The 21814-nt window shown below is 37.5% G+C and carries 19 protein-coding genes; 2 read left to right on the top strand and 17 right to left on the bottom strand.

The genetic code is table 11. From position 1 onward, the window contains the following. Window positions 1-268 precede the first annotated feature (268 nt). The 4 genes from birA to ABEA36_RS01405 all read right to left on the bottom strand — a co-directional run bounded on the left by birA (window position 269) and on the right by ABEA36_RS01405 (window position 5885). A complete protein-coding gene (gene birA / locus ABEA36_RS01420; RefSeq protein ID WP_345487971.1) occupies window positions 269-1240 on the bottom strand; it encodes a bifunctional biotin--[acetyl-CoA-carboxylase] ligase/biotin operon repressor BirA in 972 nt (323 codons plus the stop codon). Continuing rightward, the gene (locus ABEA36_RS01415) at window positions 1224-2375 is read right to left on the bottom strand and encodes an MFS transporter (protein WP_345487969.1); all 1152 of its coding nucleotides are present in this window, start codon (window positions 2373-2375) and stop codon (window positions 1224-1226) included. The genes birA and ABEA36_RS01415 overlap by 17 nt, the downstream gene beginning before the upstream one ends. Window positions 2376-2555: 180 nt before the next feature. Beyond that, window positions 2556-3575 carry a UDP-N-acetylmuramate dehydrogenase gene (gene murB, locus ABEA36_RS01410; RefSeq protein ID WP_345487967.1) on the bottom strand — a complete coding sequence of 340 codons (1020 nt, stop codon included), beginning with the start codon at window positions 3573-3575 and terminating at the stop codon, window positions 2556-2558. A 9-nt stretch (window positions 3576-3584) separates the two neighbouring features. Continuing rightward, entirely contained in the window at window positions 3585-5885 is a 2301-nt protein-coding gene (locus ABEA36_RS01405) for a Tex family protein (protein ID WP_345487965.1), read from the bottom strand. A gap of 51 nt (window positions 5886-5936) precedes the next feature. On the opposite strand from ABEA36_RS01405, the gene greB reads away from it, so the two are divergent. After that, window positions 5937-6425: a transcription elongation factor GreB gene (gene greB / locus ABEA36_RS01400; protein WP_345487962.1), complete on the top strand. Its 489-nt coding sequence runs from the start codon at window positions 5937-5939 to the stop codon at window positions 6423-6425. Continuing rightward, window positions 6426-6575 carry a hypothetical protein gene (locus tag ABEA36_RS01395; RefSeq protein WP_345487960.1) on the top strand — a complete coding sequence of 50 codons (150 nt, stop codon included), beginning with the start codon at window positions 6426-6428 and terminating at the stop codon, window positions 6573-6575. A gap of 199 nt (window positions 6576-6774) precedes the next feature. Here ABEA36_RS01395 and yfbR read toward each other — a convergent pair whose 3' ends face one another. The 13 genes from yfbR to murE form a co-directional block, all read right to left on the bottom strand. Beyond that, window positions 6775-7368, bottom strand: a complete 594-nt coding sequence (gene yfbR, locus ABEA36_RS01390) for a 5'-deoxynucleotidase (RefSeq protein ID WP_345487958.1) — start codon at window positions 7366-7368, stop codon at window positions 6775-6777. 84 nt (window positions 7369-7452) lie between these two features. Further along, window positions 7453-8367, bottom strand: coding sequence for a UDP-3-O-acyl-N-acetylglucosamine deacetylase (gene lpxC / locus ABEA36_RS01385; protein WP_345487956.1), 915 nt, complete (start codon window positions 8365-8367; stop codon window positions 7453-7455). Window positions 8368-8442: 75 nt separating this feature from the next. Further along, entirely contained in the window at window positions 8443-9576 is a 1134-nt protein-coding gene (gene ftsZ / locus ABEA36_RS01380; RefSeq protein WP_345487954.1) for a cell division protein FtsZ, read from the bottom strand. 113 nt (window positions 9577-9689) lie between these two features. After that, entirely contained in the window at window positions 9690-10943 is a 1254-nt protein-coding gene (ftsA, locus tag ABEA36_RS01375; protein WP_345487952.1) for a cell division protein FtsA, read from the bottom strand. 15 nt (window positions 10944-10958) lie between these two features. Continuing rightward, window positions 10959-11789, bottom strand: a complete 831-nt coding sequence (locus ABEA36_RS01370; protein ID WP_345487949.1) for a cell division protein FtsQ/DivIB — start codon at window positions 11787-11789, stop codon at window positions 10959-10961. A 34-nt stretch (window positions 11790-11823) separates the two neighbouring features. Next, entirely contained in the window at window positions 11824-12732 is a 909-nt protein-coding gene (locus ABEA36_RS01365) for a D-alanine--D-alanine ligase (RefSeq protein ID WP_345487947.1), read from the bottom strand. Then, a complete protein-coding gene (murC, locus tag ABEA36_RS01360; protein ID WP_345487945.1) occupies window positions 12733-14196 on the bottom strand; it encodes a UDP-N-acetylmuramate--L-alanine ligase in 1464 nt (487 codons plus the stop codon). It lies immediately after the preceding gene. A 21-nt stretch (window positions 14197-14217) separates the two neighbouring features. After that, window positions 14218-15279: an undecaprenyldiphospho-muramoylpentapeptide beta-N-acetylglucosaminyltransferase gene (murG, locus tag ABEA36_RS01355; protein ID WP_345487943.1), complete on the bottom strand. Its 1062-nt coding sequence runs from the start codon at window positions 15277-15279 to the stop codon at window positions 14218-14220. Next, the gene (gene ftsW, locus ABEA36_RS01350; RefSeq protein ID WP_345487941.1) at window positions 15276-16430 is read right to left on the bottom strand and encodes a cell division protein FtsW; all 1155 of its coding nucleotides are present in this window, start codon (window positions 16428-16430) and stop codon (window positions 15276-15278) included. The genes murG and ftsW overlap by 4 nt, the downstream gene beginning before the upstream one ends. Then, on the bottom strand, window positions 16431-17759 hold the full coding sequence (murD, locus tag ABEA36_RS01345; RefSeq protein WP_345487939.1) for a UDP-N-acetylmuramoyl-L-alanine--D-glutamate ligase: 1329 nt from the start codon (window positions 17757-17759) through the stop codon (window positions 16431-16433). 15 nt (window positions 17760-17774) lie between these two features. Beyond that, complete coding sequence (mraY, locus tag ABEA36_RS01340; protein ID WP_345487937.1) at window positions 17775-18857, bottom strand: phospho-N-acetylmuramoyl-pentapeptide-transferase; 1083 nt, start codon at window positions 18855-18857, stop codon at window positions 17775-17777. 8 nt (window positions 18858-18865) lie between these two features. Beyond that, complete coding sequence (gene murF / locus ABEA36_RS01335; protein WP_345487935.1) at window positions 18866-20218, bottom strand: UDP-N-acetylmuramoyl-tripeptide--D-alanyl-D-alanine ligase; 1353 nt, start codon at window positions 20216-20218, stop codon at window positions 18866-18868. Beyond that, window positions 20215-21795, bottom strand: a complete 1581-nt coding sequence (gene murE, locus ABEA36_RS01330; protein WP_345487933.1) for a UDP-N-acetylmuramoyl-L-alanyl-D-glutamate--2,6-diaminopimelate ligase — start codon at window positions 21793-21795, stop codon at window positions 20215-20217. The genes murF and murE overlap by 4 nt, the downstream gene beginning before the upstream one ends. Window positions 21796-21814: the final 19 nt, after the last annotated feature.

Below are 21814 nucleotides of genomic sequence, written 5' to 3'. Positions count from 1 at the left end.
ACAAGTCTCACACGGATACTCTATCATGAATATATGATATTCTAACAAAAAAAATAACCGGCCAATCAAATTGTTTTTATGACGAAAATAGCGATGCTCGCTTAACTTTTTTTGATGCTTTGATGTTTTATTGCAGTTAAGCGTATCAGTATGCATCCGAGATAGATTGGATAGCCATTAGGATTAAAGCATATTAAAGGTAATAAATATTATCGGTATCAAGGATTAAAAATCATTATCAAATAACATATTAATTTAATCTAATGTTTTATTTAGTATTATCCGCTCTTAATGAAATTTCACCACCAATATAAGCTTTAAGTATACCATTTTGCTCGAGTAGCAACGCACCTTGTTCATTAATGCCTTTTGCTATACCTTTAATTTCAGTCTCGCCAATAATTAATTTTACAGGCCTATCAGCAAAATTATCTAACGGCTGCCACTGTTTTATAAATGCGCTCAATCCTTCTGTTTCAAAACAATAAAGCGCATCTCGCAAACGATATAGCAATTTAGCTACAAGTAAATTACGATCGATATCACCGAGGTTTGACCACGCTTGGTTAACAATATCTTGATTAGGATTATGCATACGTAAATTAATCCCCATGCCAATAACGATATGTGCTACATCGCCGGTTTTACCCGCAATTTCGACTAAAATTCCCGCTAATTTTTTATCGTTAAGATAAAGGTCATTTGGCCATTTGACTTTAATATCTTGTCCTGATATTTCACGTAATACTTGAGCAATGACAATACCAATAGCCAGACTCAGCCCCATCGCAGCGGCAGGCCCTTGTTCAAGACGCCAGTACATCGATAAATATAAATTACTTGCAAAGGGTGAAAACCATTGCCTTCCACGCCGACCTCGTCCTGCTTGTTGGTATTCAGCAACGCAGGCAAAACCAGTTGAAAGCGTATTTAGTCGTTCCAATAAATATTGATTTGTTGAATCAATAACAGGGATAACATCAAGATTTATCGGTTTGTCGGTATGTTGTGTATAAAAATGTTCAATTTTGGCAAATTTTAAAAGATCGAGTGGGTAAGTGAGTTGATAACCTTTACGCGGAACCGAAGTAAGCTCTACACCCCACTCTCTAATCAACTTAATGTATTTGTTAACCGCAGCACGGGTAATACCAAATATAGCGGCAAGTTCTTCGCCTGAATGGCATTCACCATCAGATAACAGATCAATAACTTTAAGTGGATTAGAAAGATCCCGCATGTCGACTCCATCGATTTTTTATTAAACTTCTTGAAAGTAACCAAACAAAATAAATTGAAATCAGCACAATACTGACAAATAGGTAATCATTACCTAATTTATCCATCGCTAAGGCAATCAGTGCTGGTGCAACCAAACTGCCTAATGTATTAACTAATAACATGGTTTGATTCATTGTCACAATATCTTGTTTCTTGACGGTTTCACAGGCCCAAGCCATTGAAATAGGATATACCGTATAGATTGTTGCTCCAAGTAATATTGTTGCAATCACATCAAAAACACCCGCTATTAACATCATACACGCCAAGGTTGCAATGATCATTTCAATAATCAGCAATTTTTGTTTACCATAGCGGTCAGCTATCCAGCCAACAGGAATTTGTGCAATAACCCCTGATGTTATCAAAATAATCATCCAGTTAGCAACTTGGCTATCATCATAACCTAAATGAGCATAGTAAGCAGGCAATAAAGAATAGAAGGATCCAATAATCATTCCCGCAATCACACATCCCATTAATCCTAAGCGAGCTTGTTTATGCACAAGCATAGGCATTAGGTTAAATGAACTTTTTTTCTTTTTAGGTAGCTTATAGTGTGTTAAGGCTATAAATAAAATGGCTAAAGCCATTAAAGTACTAATCACTAAACCAAAATAAAGTACATCAATGGGAAAATAGCGTAATAAAGCTTGTCCAAATACAGTACCTAAGTAGTAAGTCGTCATATATACAGCTAACATTTTACCACGAGTCCGTACCGTCCCCGTAACAAGAATACAGCTTTCCACAATAACCCATGTTACCGCACAAGCAATGCCAATGATTAATCGCCAAAATGACCAACTATAAACATCCATTGAAAGACTTAATCCTAACGTGGCTAAAGCGAATAAAATACACACATAACTATACGTTTTTTTTGCATTAAATTTACCAATAATCCAATTAGCAATAATCGTACCAATGAGATTACCAACAAAGTAACTTGACCCCACTAATCCAATTTGCCAAACTGGGAATTGGTTATGGACAAGCCAAAGCGGAACTTGTGTATTTAGTGTTGAAAGTGAAATAGTGACAAACAGCAAACTGATTAATAGAATTGGAAAAGAATATGAACGTGCGCCCATTTTATTATCTCTAAATAATGCAATACATATCAAACCAAGTACCAAGATTTTCCTAAACAATATAGCGTGTTAAAGACATAAATAAATACCTTTTATCTAATTTAGATAAAAGGTATCTCATCATAATTTATCTCGTTTATTTTAGGTCATCGAGCGATATTTGGTTATAACCGATCCAACTTATTGAGATAGCAATTCAATCGCATCTATTTCACCATCTTTACCAATAAATCGGATCTCAGGTGTAAGACTGATACCAAATTTTTGTTGTACAGTATTTCTCACAAAAGCAGCTAAATCAATCACATCTTGTGCTATTGCCTGATGTTTATTAACCAGTACTAGTGCTTGTTTATCATGCACTGCTGCGCCACCAATTTGGTGTCCTTTTAGCCCACACTGATCAATTAGCCAACCAGCGGCAATCTTAACATAATCATTGGCTTGTGGATAAGCAGGTAAGTCAGGATATCGTTGTTTTAATTGATGATAATCGATATTTTTAATCACAGGATTTTTAAAAAAACTGCCCGCATTACCGAGTACTTGGGGATCGGGCAATTTACTGCGCCGAATATCGCATACTTTATCAAAAATTATTTTTGCACTAACAGTTTGCTGATCAAATTGTTTAAGCTCACCATAACTTAAAATAGGTTGCCAATTTTTCGCCAGTTTTATTCCGACCGAGATGACGACATAACCATTTAAATACTGGGATTTGAAAATACTTTCTCGGTATCCATAGTGACCATCTGTTACTGTAATGATGTTGCCTGTACTCAGCTCTAAAAGTTCAACAAAATCAGCAACACGTTCAAATTCCACACCGTAAGCGCCAATGTTTTGAATTGGAGCTGAGCCCACACATCCCGGTATCAAGGCTAGGTTTTCAAGACCAGGTAGATCATTTTCAATCGTATATGTCACCAGCTGATGCCAAATTTCCCCTGCACCCACTTTCAAAAACCAGTGCTCACTATCTTCAGAGATCGCTATGCCATCAATACGGTTTACGATAATAATACCATCAAAATTTTGGGTAAATAGTGTATTACTTCCCTGCCCTAAAATCAGAATAGGTAAATTCTTCTTGGTTGCTTGGTGATAGCAGTCAATTAACTGTGCGACAGAATTAGCTGTTATGACATCATTAGCATAAACTGGCAAATTAAATGTATTCGGTATTCGTGTTGCCATCCTCAATCCTTATTTCTTTTTAAATGCCGCAGCAAATGCATTGCCCATAGCACTGTTAGAGACGGTGTTCGCCTGTTTAGTATTGATTGGACGGGACTCTTTATTTTGTCCTTGTGTGTTTTTCGCCGAAGATGAAGTTTGGTCATCTAATCGCATTGACAACGCGATACGTTTACGTGCAATCTCGACTTCCATGACTTTAACTTTAACAATATCACCCGTTTTAACCACGGTTCTTGGATCTTCAACAAATTTATCGGATAACGCGGAAATATGAACTAATCCATCTTGATGAACACCAATATCAACAAAAGCACCAAAGTTTGTTACGTTAGTGACCGCGCCTTCCAAGATCATCCCCACTTTAAGATCATTCATTGTTTCAACATTTTCACTAAATTGTGCTGTTTTAAATTCAGGTCTTGGATCACGGCCCGGTTTATCAAGTTCTTTGATAATATCAGTGACGGTTGGAACACCAAAATGCTCATCCGTAAAATCGACAGCTTTTAATGATTTAAGTATTGTACTATCGCCCATAATATCTTTAAGCGGTTTGTTAATCGTTGCTAAGATGCGTTCCACCACGGGATATGCTTCAGGGTGAACCGCTGAGGCATCTAGTGGATTTTTACCATTCATAATACGTAAAAAACCGGCACACTGCTCAAATGCTTTTGGGCCAAGTCGAGTAACGTTTAAAAGTTGTTTACGTTCAGCAAACTGACCATGTTCATTTCGATATTCAACAATATTCTGAGCAATCACTTTATTGAGACCCGCAATTCTTGATAACAGCATAACTGAAGCTGTATTAAGGTTTACCCCGACGGCATTTACACAATCTTCAACAACTGCATCCAGTTTTTTAGCAAGTAGTGTTTGACTCACATCATGTTGATATTGACCAACACCTATCGATTTTGGGTCAATTTTAACTAATTCAGCAAGGGGATCTTGCAGTCTACGTGCAATTGATACTGCACCACGAATTGAAACATCTAAATCAGGAAATTCTTGCGCAGCAAGTTCAGATGCTGAATAAACTGAAGCGCCAGCTTCACTGACAATGACTTTTTGAGCTTTAACTTCTGAATACTTTTTCTGTAAATCAAGAAAAAACCGCTCAGTTTCTCGTGAAGCAGTACCATTACCAATCGCAACGAGCTCAACGTGATATTTAATACATAACGCGGCCACAATCATTGCCGCTTTATCTGCTTGGCCAGTATGTGGGTATATAGTTTCAGTTGCTAACAATTTTCCCGTTGCATCAACAACTGCTATTTTGACACCTGTACGTAATCCTGGATCCATCCCCATTGTCACTTTCATTCCTGCTGGGGCGGCCATCAACATATCATGTAAATTGGCGGCAAACACATTAATCGCTTCATCTTCAGCACGCTCACGTAATGTTGTCATTAATTCTGTTTCCATTGACATCAGAATCTTAATGCGCCACGTCCAACTAATGACAGCTTTACGCCACTTATCTGCGGGTTGGTCATTAAGCTGGAGCCCCAAATGTTGAGTAATAATGTGCTCACAATAACTTTCTTTTGGTGGTTCTTCGGATAAAGGATCGGCATTAAGTGACAGCTGTAAAAAACCTTCGTTACGACCACGAAACATCGCTAAAGCACGGTGTGAAGGAATTTTTGAAATCAATTCATGCTGTTCAAAATAGTCCCTAAATTTTGCGCCATCTTCTTCTTTACCTGTATTGACTTGTGAAACTAAATGCGCATTATTCCATAAGTAGTGACGGACTTTAGCCAATAATCCTGCATCTTCAGCAAATCGCTCCATCAGAATGTAACGAGCACCATCTAAAACTGATTTGATATCGTCAAAGCCTTTATCTGTATTGAGATATTTTTCAGCTTCAATTTCAGGAACGCGTTGCGGATTTAGCCATAAACTATCAGCTAAAGGCTCAAGTCCTGCTTCAATAGCAATTTGACCACGTGTACGACGTTTGGGTTTATAGGGTAGATAAAGATCTTCTAATTCGGTTTTATTCAGTGTTTGTGTAATACTTTTTTCTAATTCTGGCGTTAATTTACCTTGTTCTGTAATCGATTTTAAAATTGTTTGCTTACGATCATCTAATTCACGTAAATAATTTAGCCTTGTGTCTAACGTCCTTAACTGTGTATCATCAAGCCCGCCGGTGACTTCTTTTCGATAACGTGCAATAAAAGGAACGGTACTACCTTCATCAAGTAAAGTGATAGCCGCTAAAACTTGTTCTGGTTTTACAGCGAGTTCACCCGCTATAATATGGTTAATTTGAGGATTTATCATAAGTACTAATCTTACTTTTCATTAATGGAATCAAAATAAATAATTTTAACTATGGCAAAGAGTAATTATATAACAAGAGAAGGATATTTGGCACTTGATCGTGAATTAAAATATCTTTGGAAAGAAGAAAGGCCGATCGTGACACAAGCTGTTTCAGAAGCGGCTGCAATGGGTGATCGTAGTGAAAATGCTGAATACATTTATGGGAAACGTCGATTACGTGAAATAGACCGGCGAGTCAGATTTTTAACCAAACGATTAGAAGCACTTACCGTTGTTGAACCTAATCCGGCTCAAGAAGGTAAAGTCTTTTTTGGTGCCTGGGTAAAACTGGAAGATGAACAGGGTCAGCTAAAAATATACCGAATCGTTGGGCCGGATGAATTTGATCCTAAAAAGAATTGGATTTCAATTGATAGCCCAGTTGCTAGAAGCCTAATCGGTCATAAAGTCGATGATGAAATAACCGTGAATACACCCAATGGTAAAGCCTATTATTATATTTTAGCGATTTATTACCATGATAAGCTAATAACATAAATGAAAAAAGGGCAATATCGCCCTTTAATCATATCAATTCGGTTTAAACACTATTTCTTTTTAGAAGGCGCTTTAGCAGGTGCTTTTGCTGGGGCTTTAGCTGGTTCTTTTTTAGCTGGAGCTGATTTAGCCATTTTTATTCATCCTTAGTTAAAAAAACTATTTAGTTTATGAATATTCTTAAATATTCCATTACTATATACTCCTAAGAAAATTAAAAAACAATATGCAGATAAGAAAATATTTTTGGATTGCTAAAATTTGAAATTTTCCCGTAATTTTTTAATAAAAAATGATGATTCTCGTATGACATCCTAGTCTATAAAAAAAGTTTTAGCATTTCATTTTATTAATCATCTAATGTAATTTCATCAAGCGATAAACTAAAACTTGGTACAAATACATCTAAAAAATAATCCATTTCAGCGCTATCTCGTTCGGATAATGTCTTCTTTAATCGCTGCTTTGCTAATTTAAACTCATTGTTACCAGCACTCAGCTCTTCAATTGTTTTTAAATAAGCACACAATGCATCAGCTTGCTTGATAATATGCCGTTCATCATCGCTGTAAAAATCATCATCAATTAAGGGACTAAAATCAGCTTGAAGTTCTTCAGGCAACATATCGATTAATTTATTTTGCGCGATTTTTTCTATCTTCTTATATTCAACGGTAATTTGTGGATTGTAATATTTCGTTGGTGTTGGCATGTCACCAGTAAGCACTTCTGAAGCATCATGATACATCGCCATTAATGCAATCCTTTCTGGATTAACACCACCACCAAATTTACGATTTTTAATGATCGCTAATGCATGTGCGACAAAAGCAACTTGTAAACTATGCTCAGAAACATTTTCAGTTCTGATATTACGCATTAAAGGCCAGCGATTAATTAACTTTAATCGTGCAAGGTGAGCAAAAAAATGACTAGTTTTCATAATTAGTAATCAAATATTTATATTTAGTAGAAATAAAAAACGCTTTCACTGTAAGATGAAAGCGTTAATTAGAAAATTGATAAATTAAGCTAAAACAAGCGATTGATTAGTTAAAGCAACAGGAACAGCTTGTGCATCATCAAATGTAACAAACTCCCAAGCTTCTTGGTTAGCAAGTAAAGCCTGTAATAATTGGTTATTTAGTGCATGTCCTGATTTATAACACACCACTTCAGCCAACATGTTATGACCACACATGTATAAGTCACCAATGGTATCAAGCATCTTATGTCTAACAAATTCATCATCAAAACGTAAACCATCTTCATTTAAAACGCGATAATCATCAACAACAATTGCGCAATCTAAACTACCACCAAGACATAATCCTTTAGACTGTAACATTTCAATATCACGCATGAAACCAAAAGTTCTTGCACGGCTAATTTGACGAATAAATGATTCGGATGAGAAATCCATTTGATAACGTTGCGAGCTACCATCAATAGCTGGGTGATTAAAATCAATCGTAAAATCTAATTTAAAACCGCTATAAGGTCTGATTTCTGCCCATTTATCACCATTTTCAACGCGTACTGTTTGTTTAACGCGTAAGAATTTTTTTGGTGCATCTTGTTCAGCAATACCCGCATCTAATAATAAATAGATAAATGGACTTGCACTACCATCCATTATTGGAATTTCAGGTGCATCCACTTCAATAATAATATTATCGATACCAAGACCAGCTAAAGCGGCATTGATATGCTCAACTGTTGAAATTCTAACGTTGTTCTCATTCACTAAACAAGTACATAACATAGTGTCACGGACTGATTTTGCATCAACAGGAAAATCAACTGCAGGACTTAAATCAGTTCGACGATAAATAATTCCGGTATTATCAGGCGCAGGGCGTAAAGTTAGCGTGACTTTTTTACCTGTATGTAAGCCAACTCCAGTCGTCTGAATTTTATTTTTTAATGTTCTTTGTTTCACTCTTTGCACCTATCATTATGTAACTAACGATTTATGACTTATTTATTCGACAACAAAACTTGTTATAAGTTCAAATTAATCCGCTTGTTTACGTAAAAAAGCGGGAATATCTAAATAATCTTCTTTATTAACCGTTGACGTAGAAGTGTCATTTACCACTTGAGCTGGTTTAATCTCGTGCTGAACTGGTGCAGCAGGTTGCTGATACGTCTGACGCGGTGCAATAGGTTGTACCATTTTCATTTCAGGACGTTTATCCATACCAATACCTGTAGCAACAACCGTTACTCTAATTTCATCAGTCATATCAGGATCAATTGTTGAACCAACAACAACTGTTGCATTATCTGAAGCAAATGCCTGCACAGTACGACCTACTGTGTCAAATTCTTCTAAGCTTAAATCAAAGCCCGCGGTAACATTGACTAGTACACCACGTGCACCCGACAAATCAATATCTTCAAGTAATGGACTTGAAATAGCCATTTCAGCCGCTTCTTCCGCACGGTTGTCACCAGATGCTTTTCCAGAACCCATCATGGCATAACCCATTTCAGACATCACTGTTCGTACGTCAGCAAAGTCAACGTTAATAATACCTGGTTTAGTAATAAGCTCAGCAATACCTTGTACTGCGCCCATTAAAACACCATTAGCAGCAGAAAACGCATTGAGTAATGTTACGCCTCGCCCTAATACTTTAAGTAATTTATCATTTGGAATCGTAATTAATGAGTCAACGTGTTTAGCAAGTTCGGCAATACCTTGTTCGGCAAATGCCATTCTTTTTTTACCTTCAAAACCAAACGGTTTAGTGACGACAGCAACAGTCAAAATCCCCAATTCTTTAGCGATTTCAGCAACAACGGGGGCCGCCCCTGTACCGGTACCACCACCCATACCTGCTGCGATAAAAACCATATCGGCACCTTCAAGTGCTGTGCGAATAACATCACGGTCTTCTTGAGCTGATGTTTTCCCCACTTCAGGGTTTGCACCAGCACCTAAACCTTTAGTAATCGCACTACCGATTTGGATTGTTTGACCAACTTTGATTCGTCTCAAAGCTTGCGCATCGGTATTTGCAGCAAAAAACTCTACGCCTTCAATGTGCTCTGCAACCATGTGTTCCACGGCATTACCGCCACCGCCACCAACACCGATAACTTTAATAACTGGTTCATTTGATGCAACCATTGGTTCAAACATAATTACTCTCCAAATTTACATTCTCTGCGTCTACACAACGCTTGGCTGATATTGTACAGATAAGCTCTGGCAAAGTCACGCAGTTAATGAATTAATTATTATAAAAATATTGACTAAAACTCTTTTTTAAACCAGCCTGTTAAACGTTTAGCCAATCCCTTTATTGACGACTTATCTTTTGTATCGCCGTCATCGTTTAATATACTTTGTTTTCCATAATGCAAAAGGCCAACCGCGGTTGAACAATAAGGTTTTTGTACATAATCAGTTAAACCTGATATATTAAGTGGGTATCCGATTCTGACTTGATTTTGGAATACTTTTTCAGCACATTCAACCAAGCCTTTAATTTGGGCTGCCCCACCAGTTAAAACAATACCTGCGGCCAACTGATGCTTAACATTTTGTTGCTTTAAACTCTCTTGTAGTGTGGTCAGTTCTTTTTGTACTAATGATAATAACTCTGTGTATCTTGGCTCAATAACATCTGCCAATGTTTGTCGCTGTAATGTTCGAGATGGCCGCCCGCCGACACTTGGTACATCGATAACTTCATCTTTACCAACTAAGGCTCCGGTTGCACAACCATATTTAATTTTAATATTTTCAGCATCCATAGGAGGGGTACCAAATGCATAAGCGATATCACTGGTTACGACATTTCCGGCATACGGAATAACCACAGAGTGACGTAACGCCCCCCCTGTATAAACCGAAATATCCATCGTACCGCCACCCATATCAATAACACATGCACCGAGCTCTTTTTCATCATCGGTCAATACAGCATAACTGGATGCAAGTCCTGAAAAAATAAGTTGATCAACTTTTAATCCACAGCGCTCTACGGCTTTAACGATATTTTTTGCCATATCATTATGACAGGTAATCAAATGAACTTTTGACTTCATTCGTACACCAGATAAACCTATTGGGTTTTTTATCCCCTCTTGTAAATCAATAGAATATTCTTGAGCAATAACATGTAATATACGGTGTTCATCTAAAATACGAACTGATTTTGCCGTATGAACAACATTTTCAACATCATCAGCCGTCACTTCTTCTTCAGCAATTGGCACCATACCAATTTCATTTTGACAACGAATATGCTTACCTGAGAGAGCGAGATAGACTGAAGAAATTTGACAGTCAGCCATTAATTCAGCTTGATCTGCGGCTCGTTGTATTGATTTTACCACTGATTCAAGATCATTAACGCCACCTTTATCCACGCCTTTTGAAGGACAATGACCAACGCCAATAATGTTAACAATACCGTCTGGAAGTACTTCCCCAACAAGTGCAAGTACCTTGGATGTACCAACTTCCAGTCCAACGACTAACTTTTTTTCTGTTGTTTTCATACTTCGTTATCCTAATTATTTCTCAATTTTTTGTTTTTTAACTGAAATACCATTTTCATAACGTAAATCAGCTTCAATTAATCTTTCATCTTCAGGCAATCCGGCCTGAATATCTGAGAACAGTCGAATAAACCGCTCGTAACGCTCTATAATATTTTCTCGACCAAGTTTAAGTGTAATGTTTTGATTATCAACACAAAAACCTTTTACACACGGTTTAACAATTAATTGCCAGGCATTTCGATCATCGGCCATTGCATCACTAATTGATAATGTTAAATCTTTATTAGCCAGTTGCGTCGAAACTGTCTCTAGTTGATGATACATATCTAAAATGAGTTTTTCTTTGCCAATTGGGCCATATAACTTTGGCATCATGTCATTGTTAATGCGCTCTTTTGGCACACTAAACATCACAGCATGATTATCCAATAAAAAAATCTCATTCCAAAAGTAATGCGGTTGGTACTCAACAATGTGTACAATTAAACGATCTGGCCACTGTTTACGTACACTGACTTGTTTAATCCAAGGCAGACGCATAATTTCTTGCTGAATATCATCAACATCTTGAGCAATATAAGTATTGGGCAAACCAAGACCTAATATTGCTTTTCTCACATCTTCTTCGGTTGTAAATGTGTTATCACCTGTTAAGGTTAACTGTGATAATACCACGCGTTCCGGATTATCTACCCAATTTTTAACGGTAATAACAACCCATACGCTTAATGATATAACGATAATAAAAAACAAAAATCCTACAAACTGTTCAACATTAGCAAATAATAGAAAAGCCTTTTTTTTAGTCTCTTTTCGCTGTGCCGCTTGTCGTGTTTTTTTCATATTAACCAGTTTGACTATCGTAAGTTCTTAAACATTATACTTTAGCTAAAGATAAAATTTTATAAACTAAATCACTAAACGACCAACCACATTGTTTCGCTGCCATTGGCACTAAACTATGATCAGTCATGCCTGGTGCGGTATTCACTTCAAGCAAATAAGGGTTTCCCTCTGCACTAAACATGATATCAACTCGTCCCCAACCACGGCATCCCACAGATTGGTATGCTTTATAGGCAAGGTCACGAAGTGCCATTTCTTGCGCTTCATCTAATCCACTTGGACAAAAATACTGTGTTTTATCCGACAAATATTTTGCGTCATAGTCATAAAATGGGGTAGCAGGTTGAATTTTAATGGTGGGTAACACTTCATCACCAACAATGGCGACAGTATATTCAGCCCCCGATAAAAAAGCTTCAACCATCACTGAATTATCAAATTTAAAAGCATGTTCTATAGCACGTTGTAAATCTGTTGCTTCATTAACGCGACTCATTCCCACACTTGAACCTTCATGACTTGGCTTAACAAACAATGGCAAACCAAGTTGTTTAACCAGTTCTTCAACACAAATTGGTTGACCTTTTTCAACCATGACATACTCTGCAACAGGTAAATTAGATGATTTCCAGACTAATTTGGTTTTTAATTTATCCATGGTCAAAGCTGATGACAGCACATCACTTCCTGTATAAGGAATATTTTGATAAGTCAAAATGGCTTGAGTAATACCATCTTCGCCACCTCTGCCATGTAATGCAATAAATGCCTTAGTAAAGCCATCTTGCTTAAGTTGAGTAATCGGATAGTCGCGGGTATCGATTGCATAAGCATCAATACCTTTTTCAAGTAAACCGTTTAATACTGCATTGCCTGATTTTAGCGAAACTTCACGTTCTGCTGATGTACCACCAAACAATACTGCAACTTTATCAGCCATTTATTTATCACCTTCTACTAATGATTGTTGCACAAATAATTCCATATTTGATAAATGACGCGCAATTTTACCTACACTGCCTGCGCCTTGGGTAAGTAATAGATCACCACCTTTTAATACTTCAGCTAATACTTCCGGTAACGTGTTAGGATCAGCAACATAAATCGGATCAACTTTGCCTCGATTACGTATTGTACGACATAGTGCTCGACTATCTGCCCCCGCTATGGGTTGTTCTCCTGCCGAATAAACATCAAGCATGACTAATACATCCACTTGAGATAAAACATTAGCAAAATCATCAAACAAATCACGTGTACGTGTATATCGATGGGGTTGAAACAACATCGCTAAGCGTTTTTGAGGCCAACCATTTCTAGCTGCCTGAATCGTCACATTGACTTCACTTGGATGATGACCATAATCATCAACCATCATAATTTCCCCACCTTGTGGATGCGCGTAAGAACCTAAAAAATCAAAGCGACGACTTGTGCCACCAAATTTAGCTAATGCTGCTAAAATCGCATTATCATCGATACCATCTTCGGTTGCGGCTATTAACGCTGCCGTTGCATTTAGTGCATTATGTTTACCTGGCGCATTAAGTTCGACATTGAGTTCAGGTAATCCCTCTCGTACTACGGTAAAGAAACTACGGCTTAATACCTGTTGATAATTTTTTATGATGACATCAGCACCGTCATTGAAACCATAGCTAATAATTTTACGTCCAATAATTGGCAATAATTCTCTATTTATAGGATCGTCATAGCACATAATTGCTAATCCATAAAACGGTAAATTACGTAAAAAAGTAATAAACGTCTGTTTTAAATTATCAATATTACCCTGATAGGTATCCATATGGTCAGCTTCAATATTAGTAACAATCGAAACCATAGGCTGTAAATGTAAAAAAGAAGCATCACTTTCATCGGCTTCAGCAATAAAATAACGGCTACTACCTAATCTTGCGTGAGTCCCAGCGGCTTTAACTAACCCACCATTGACAAAAGTCGGATCCAGTTTTGCTTCAGCATAAATTGCTGTCACCATAGCGGTTGTGGTTGTTTTACCATGTGTACCCGCTATGGCAATACCATATCGAAAACGCATTAATTCAGCTAACATTTGTGCACGTTGAATAACCGGAATTCGCGCCTCAATGGCGGTTACAACTTCAATATTATCTTCTGAAATAGCAGATGAAATAACAACAACACTGGCACCGGTCACATTTTCTGCCTTGTGACCAATTGTAATTTTTGCACCGAGTGTGGCTAAATGTTGTGTCACTGCATTTTCAGCGATATCAGAACCACTGATTTCATATCCTTCATTAACGAGGACTTCGGCAATGCCGCCCATACCAGCACCACCAATTCCAACAAAATGAATATGCCTTACCCGCTTCATTTCAGGAATCATTGTTCTTAGTTCTGCTAATTTTTTTGCATTCATATTTTATCTTATTACTGTTTTTTAATGTTTAACAACGCAATCTTTAATCGCTTGAGCAACCTCTAACGCTGAGTCTTTAATGGCCAGACTATTGGCCTTAATTGCCATATCTAATAATCGCTGACGATCTAGCGGTCTTAACAATTCAACTAACTTATCGGCAGTAAAATTCATTTGTTCAATAATATTCGCTGCACCGATATCTTGTAAAGGTTTTGCATTCCAATATTGTTGGCGATCTTTATGCATAAAAGGGACAAAAATTGCACCGAGGCCAACAACCTGTATTTCACTTACGGTTAATGCTCCACTGCGACATATGACAATATCCGCCCAATGATAAGCAGCAGCAACATCATCAATAAATTCAGTGACTTTACTTCCAGTCATATCAATCCCATCATACGCGTTGAGTACCGTTTGTTGAGCACCTTTTCCTGTTTGATGCCAAATCACAAATTGTTCATTAACGTCTTTAAATGCAACAGGTAATACGTCATTTAATATTTTAGCACCTTGACTACCGCCCATAACCAATATTCTCATCTTACCATCATGATGGCTAAAACGCTCTGTTGGGCTTGGTAAAGCTAAAATATCCTCTCTGACGGGGTTACCGACTACTTTAGCCTTTTTAAATGCCGATGGAAAAGCTTGTAAAACGGTTGTAGCTACTTTTGATAACCATTTGTTGGTTAATCCAGCAATACCATTTTGCTCATGCAACACCACTGGAACACCACATAATTTTGCAGCGATACCACCAGGTCCTGACACATATCCCCCCATCCCAAGTACTACATCAGGTTGATAAGCTTTAATTATTTTTCGTGCTTGCATAACGGCTGTAATAATGCGTAGTGGCGAAAATAATTTAGCAACTAACCCTTTGCCTCTGATGCCGGATATTTTAATAAAATCGATATCAATACCATGTTGAGGAACTAATTGAGCTTCCATTCTATCAGCAGTGCCTAACCAACGAACTTGCCAACCTTGTTTCATCAATTCGTGGGCAACGGCAAGCCCAGGGAAAACATGCCCGCCCGTACCACCAGCCATCACTAACAATTTTTTTGTCATTTTTTAATCCTTACTCTTGCTTGAATCTGCTCTTGACGAAATTCAAAATCGATTCTGAGTAATAATGCAACAGCCAAACTCATAATAATTAAGCTCGAACCACCATAACTAATAAACGGTAATGTCAGCCCCTTAGTCGGTAGCATTCCTGATGTCACGCCAATATTAACAAATGTTTGAAACCCAAACCAAATACCGATTTGACAGGCCAAATACCCTGGAAATAATGAACCAACACTTAATGAACGGTAACCAATTGATAACGCTTTAAACGTCAAAAAGAATAATAAGGCTAAAATGGCAAGTACACCAACATAACCCAGCTCTTCCGCAATAATTGAAAAAATAAAGTCTGTATGCGCTTCAGGTAAATAACCAAGTTTACGGACTGAGTTACCTAAACCTTGCCCCCAGAAACCACCATTACCAATTGCCATCAATGAACTGGTAAGCTGATAACCAGACCCATTAGGATCTTTCCAAGGATCAAGAAACGTTGTAAAACGGACTAAACGATAAGGTTCAAATAAAATCAGCAAAATGACCGAAAAGATCCCTGTACCTAATATCGCAATAAATTGCCATAATCTTGCACCCGCGATAAATAAAATACCCAGCGTGACAGAGAATAAAACAATGACCGTACCTAGATCCGGTTGCTTCAACAATAATAATGATAAAACGAGCATCACTGTCATCGGTTTAAAAAAGCCCCAAAAGCTACTTTGGACCTCATCAGATTTACGCGTTAAATAACTTGCCAAATAACAAAATAATGCTAATTTTGATAATTCCGCAGGTTGAAAGTTAAAAACGCCTAACGGAATCCAACGTGCAGCGCCTTTGATTGATGAACCCACAAATAACACTACAATTAACATCACAATACTGACAAGCAATAAAATAGTACTGGCTTGTTTCCATCGATACGTTGGGATATAGAGTGCAATTAGCATCACAAACAACGCGAGTCCAAGCTGAACAAGTTCTCTTTGCGTATAGAAAAACGGTTTGCTTTCGCTTATGGCCATCGAGGCTGATGTCACCATCAATACGCCAAAGACCATGAGACCGATGATGGTCCATAATAATGCACGATCATAAAGCATGCTTTGCGCATTAACATGATTTTTGACATGGAACCAACGCATTTATCCGAGCTCCTTCGCTAACATAGCAAATACCTGGCCTCGTTCTGCATAATTTTTAAATTGATCAAGACTTGCACAGGCTGGGGACAATAGCACCACATCACCAGATTGTGTTTGATGTGCAATATCGACTAATGCGTCTTTCATTGTATCGACAACCTTAGTAACATCAGGTCTTAGCTTAGCTAATTCTACTTTATCACGACCAAAACAATAGATGTGTAAGGCAGGTTGTTTTAATAAATAAGGAATAAGTGGTGAAAAATCTGCTGATTTGCCATCACCACCCAATAATAAATATAAGGTACCGTTACAAACCACACTTTTTAATGCTGCCTCAGTACTACCAACATTGGTCGCCTTAGAATCATTAATCCAACGAACGCCATGATGTTCATACACAAGTTCAAAACGGTGCGATAACCCTTTAAAGTGTTTAATTGCCAGCAAACTGACTGAACGTTCAATGCCTAATGCATCTGTGATGGCTAATGCAGCTAAAATATTGAGGTAGTTATGTACACCAAACAGTGATAGTTGGCTGGTGTTTAACACTAACTGATCATTAACAATCATATGTTGATTGTGTAAATCTAAGTGATACTTGCCATCTTGTAATCCAAACTCAATCCACTGACCTTTTTTAGCGTCAGTGTGTGGATAAGTTAATTTATCATCATAATTAATAATGCAATTTTCAGCATTTTGATAGATTCTTTGTTTCGCTGCTGTATATTGCAAAATACTTTCTGGATAACGATCCATATGATCTTCTGATATATTTAAAATTGTCGCCGCTGTTGCCTTTAAACTGTAAGTTGTTTCAAGCTGAAAACTTGATAGTTCTAAAACGTAAATATCACACTCTTCATCAAGCAAGCTTAATGCTGGCTGGCCGATATTGCCACCAACACCGACACGACAACCTGACGCAGCAACGATCTCTCCGACTAGACTGGTCACAGTTGTTTTACCATTAGAGCCCGTAATTGCTGCCACTTTTTTATGAGGTTGTTGATTAACTTCTAAACAAAATAATTCGATATCACCAATAATTTGAATGCCCCGTGACTTAGCTTTCACGAGTTCAGGGGTAGCTAGAGCAATACCAGGGCTGACAACAATAAGATCAGCGTCTAAAATCCAATCAAGGTTTAATCCACCAGTATGATACATTACACGCGGGTCAAGTTGTTCAATACCACTTGGTTTATGCCGAGTATCAATGACTTTGGGAATCACATTTTTGGACAAAAAATAGTTAACACAAGATAAACCCGTGACTCCAAGCCCAATAATAATGATGTTTTTACCTTGATAATTAATCATATCGAACCTTATGACTTAACGCATTTTTAGCGTAACAAGTCCAATTAAAACAAGCATTAACGAGATAATCCAAAACCGAACAATGACTCGTGGCTCAGGCCAACCTTTTAATTCATAATGGTGATGAATGGGTGCCATACGAAATATACGTTTCCCACGCAATTTAAATGAACCAACTTGTAAAATAACGGAAAGTGTTTCAATGACAAAAATCCCGCCCATTACAAGCAATAAAAATTCTTGTCTTAATAAAACGGCGATAATACCAAGTACACCACCCAAAGCAAGTGAGCCCACATCCCCCATAAAGACCATTGCAGGATATGTGTTAAACCATAAAAAACCAAGCCCAGCTCCAACGATCGCCATACAGACAATCATCAATTCACCGCTATAACGAATATACGGAATATGTAGGTAATCAGCGAAATTAACATTACCTGTTGCCCATGACACTAATGCAAAGCCACCAGCCACAAAAACAGTAGGCATAATCGCTAAGCCATCTAAACCGTCAGTCAAATTAACGGCATTACCTGCACCAACCACGACAAAATAAGTTAATAAGATAAAGAAAACACCTAACTGAGGAACAACATCTTTAAAAAATGGTACGACAAGGGCTGTCACAGCAGTATCTTTCCCATAAACATAAAGACCAAATGCCACAATTAACGCAATCACTGATTGCCAGAAATACTTCCAACGCGCAATTAATCCTGCGGTATTTTTACGTACCACTTTTAAATAATCGTCAGCAAACCCGACTAATCCATAACCAATTAATACGAATAATGCGATCCAAACATAGGGATTTTTTAAGTCAGCCCATAGCAATACTGAAATTGAAATGGAAGCAAGAATAAGTGTCCCTCCCATTGTTGGCGTGCCTTTTTTACTTAAATGACTTTCAGGACCATCATTACGAATGACTTGACCTATCTGCAATTTTTGTAACCAATCTATCACTTTCTGTCCCATGACAAGTGATATCACTAACGCGGTTAATAAAGCAAAAATCGCCCTAACCGTCAGATAAGAGAACACATTAAAAAATGTGATATATTTAACTAAAAACCCAAATACCCAAGCTAACATGATTTGTCCTAATTATTGCTAAGATTATGAATAATTTCTTCCATTTTTGAACTTCGTGAGCCTTTAACTAATAAAGTCACGGTAGGCTGTTGTTGTAATATTTTCTTTAAAAAATCCGTGGCAGCGATTTTATCATTAAAATGGTGACCAACCCCACTAAATTGACTAATAAACGCACTATTTTTGCCTACACTGACAACACAATCTAATTTTGCTATTTTAGCTTCTTCACCAATTTGTTGATGCAATTTTTCAGAATCTTTACCTAACTCAGCCATGTCGCCGACGACGAAAACACGGAAACCTTTTTGTCCTGCTAACACCTTGATTGCAGCAGTCATTGATCCAATATTAGCATTGTATGAATCATCTAAAATTAGCTGGTTTTCGTTAAGATGAATCGGGTAAAGCCGCCCTTTCACCGCCTGAACAGATTCTAAACCGACTTTAATTTGATTTAACGTTGCGCCCACCGACATCGCTAATGCTGAAGCAGCGATGGCATTGGAAACATTATGTAAACCAAGCATAGGTAAATTAATTGAAATCTCCCCTGCAGGAGTATGTAAAATAAATTGTGTTAAGCCTGATTGTTGTATTGTTTTTGCATAAAAATCAGCGTTTGCCTGTTGCAATGAAAAACACACAACTTGTTTATTTGTTAAATGCGTTAACCAACTTTGTCGGTAACTTTCTAAATTAACAATTGCTACACCGTTTTCAGGCAATCCCATAAAAATTTCACTTTTTGCTTGTGCAACACCGTCTAACGAGCCAAATCCTTCTAAATGTGCTTCAGAAATATTATTGATCAGTGCTGTATGCGGTCTAACGATTTGAGTAGTATAAGCAATTTCACCAATATGGTTCGCACCTAACTCAATAACAGCAAATTGATCGTCTTCAGTGAGTCTAAATAGTGTTAATGGCACACCAATATCATTATTGAAATTACCTTTCGTAAATAAGGTCTTACCACATTGTGATAAGATTGCCGCGGTCATTTCTTTGACTGAGGTTTTACCGGAAGACCCTGTTAACGCGACCACTTTTGCCGTTGATTTAGACCTAACCCAAGCGGCAATTTGCCCTAATGCTTGATGCGTATTATTCACAATAATTTGAGGCGTTTGATCATCAATTTGATGGCTCACCAATACTGCTTTTGCCCCCAATTCAACGGTTTGTTGAGCAAAATTATGCCCATCAAATGTCTCACCAACTAATGCAATAAATAACGATTGAGCGGCAATATGTCTTGAGTCAGTACAGATGTCATGAATTAAAACACTATCGTCTTTAATTGCGACTAATTGCCCGTCAACAACGTGTTTCAATTCGCTTATTGAAATAGAAATCATAACGTCATCCCTAACAAATCACTGACGGTTTCACGATCAGAATAATGATGTTTCGTTTGACCAATTATTTGATAATCTTCATGTCCTTTACCAGCGACAAGTATAATGTCATTCTCATTTGAATGATCAATTGCCCATCGTATTGCAGTCACCCTATCTTTAACGATGTTAATTTGATTTGGTTCAGTAAATCCGGCCATGATGTCATGAATAATCGTATCTGGGTCTTCTGTCCTTGGGTTATCATTAGTGACAATAATATTATCGGTATAAGATTGCGCAACATTCGCCATTAATGGACGTTTACCACGATCACGATCACCACCACAACCAAAGATTACCCACAATTTGCCATGACAGTGCTCTTTAGCCGCGAAGAGTGCTTTGTCTAATGCATCAGGTGTATGAGCGTAATCGACAATCACGGTTGGTTTGTTTTTGACAGCAAAAATCTCCATGCGTCCACAGACTGGCGATAAATGTGGCACCGTATTAATCAATGCGAAGAATGGAAAACCTAATGCGAGCAGTGCTCCTAGCGCTAATAATAAATTTGAAACATTAAATGATCCAAATAAGCGGCTCTCTAAAACACCATTGCCAAAACTTGAATCAAAATAGAGTGATACACCTTTGTCATGATACTCGATTGATGAGATACCAATATAGGCTTTACCCAATGCACGAATTTTGGTTAAATATTCTGGCTGTGTTGAAACAACAACAGCGTCTTCTAATTTATTAATCCAGGCTCTGCCAACTTTATCATCATAGTTAATCACGCGTTTGCCAGAATGTTTCACCGCCAGCTCTTTTGTCAACGGTGAGAATAAAGACCATTTCGCATTTTTATAGTTTTTGATTGTATGATGAAAATCTAAATGATCACGGCTTAGATTAGTAAATAAACTCGCTGCATATGACACATCTTGCACACGCCCTAACGCTAAACCATGGGAAGAGACTTCCATCGCCACAATTTTTACATCTTCGGCTAAAAATGCCGCTAGATATGATTGTATTTCAATTGATGATGAGGTGGTATTCGCTGATGGAGTAAGCTTTCCGTACACGCCATTACCCACTGTACCTAATACAGCACTTTTTTGACCGATTAAGCTCGCCCATTGAGCAATTAGCTGGGTGACCGTCGTCTTACCATTTGTTCCTGTCACACCGATGACTTTCATTTTGGACGACGGATGATCATAAAATTCATTTGCAAATGCAGAAATACGATTAGCTAATTGATAAATATTGATCTGTGGAATTTTTTTACCATCAAAAGTAAAATAACTTAATGTTTTATCTTCTACAGAATTATCTGTCTCAGCTAAAATTGCAATGGCGCCAGACATAACAGCTTGAGGGATAAACTCTCGACCATCATGCGATTGACCTTTTAAAGCAATAAAAAGATCGTTAGGCTTAACTTGACGACTATCTAAGCGTAATTGTTCAATTATTTGATTTTCAAATGGCAAAGACGCTAATGAGCAAACATTATTTAATGATACTCCAAAATAATTGACTAGCGTTTTTAAATCATAATGTGCCATTTTTGTATTCTCTATCATCCAGACGTGTACCTATTTT

The organism is Orbus sasakiae (genome assembly GCF_039542345.1).
In the GTDB taxonomy this organism is placed as follows: domain Bacteria; phylum Pseudomonadota; class Gammaproteobacteria; order Enterobacterales; family Orbaceae; genus Orbus; species Orbus sasakiae.
This window is presented reverse-complemented; position numbering and strand designations above follow the sequence as displayed.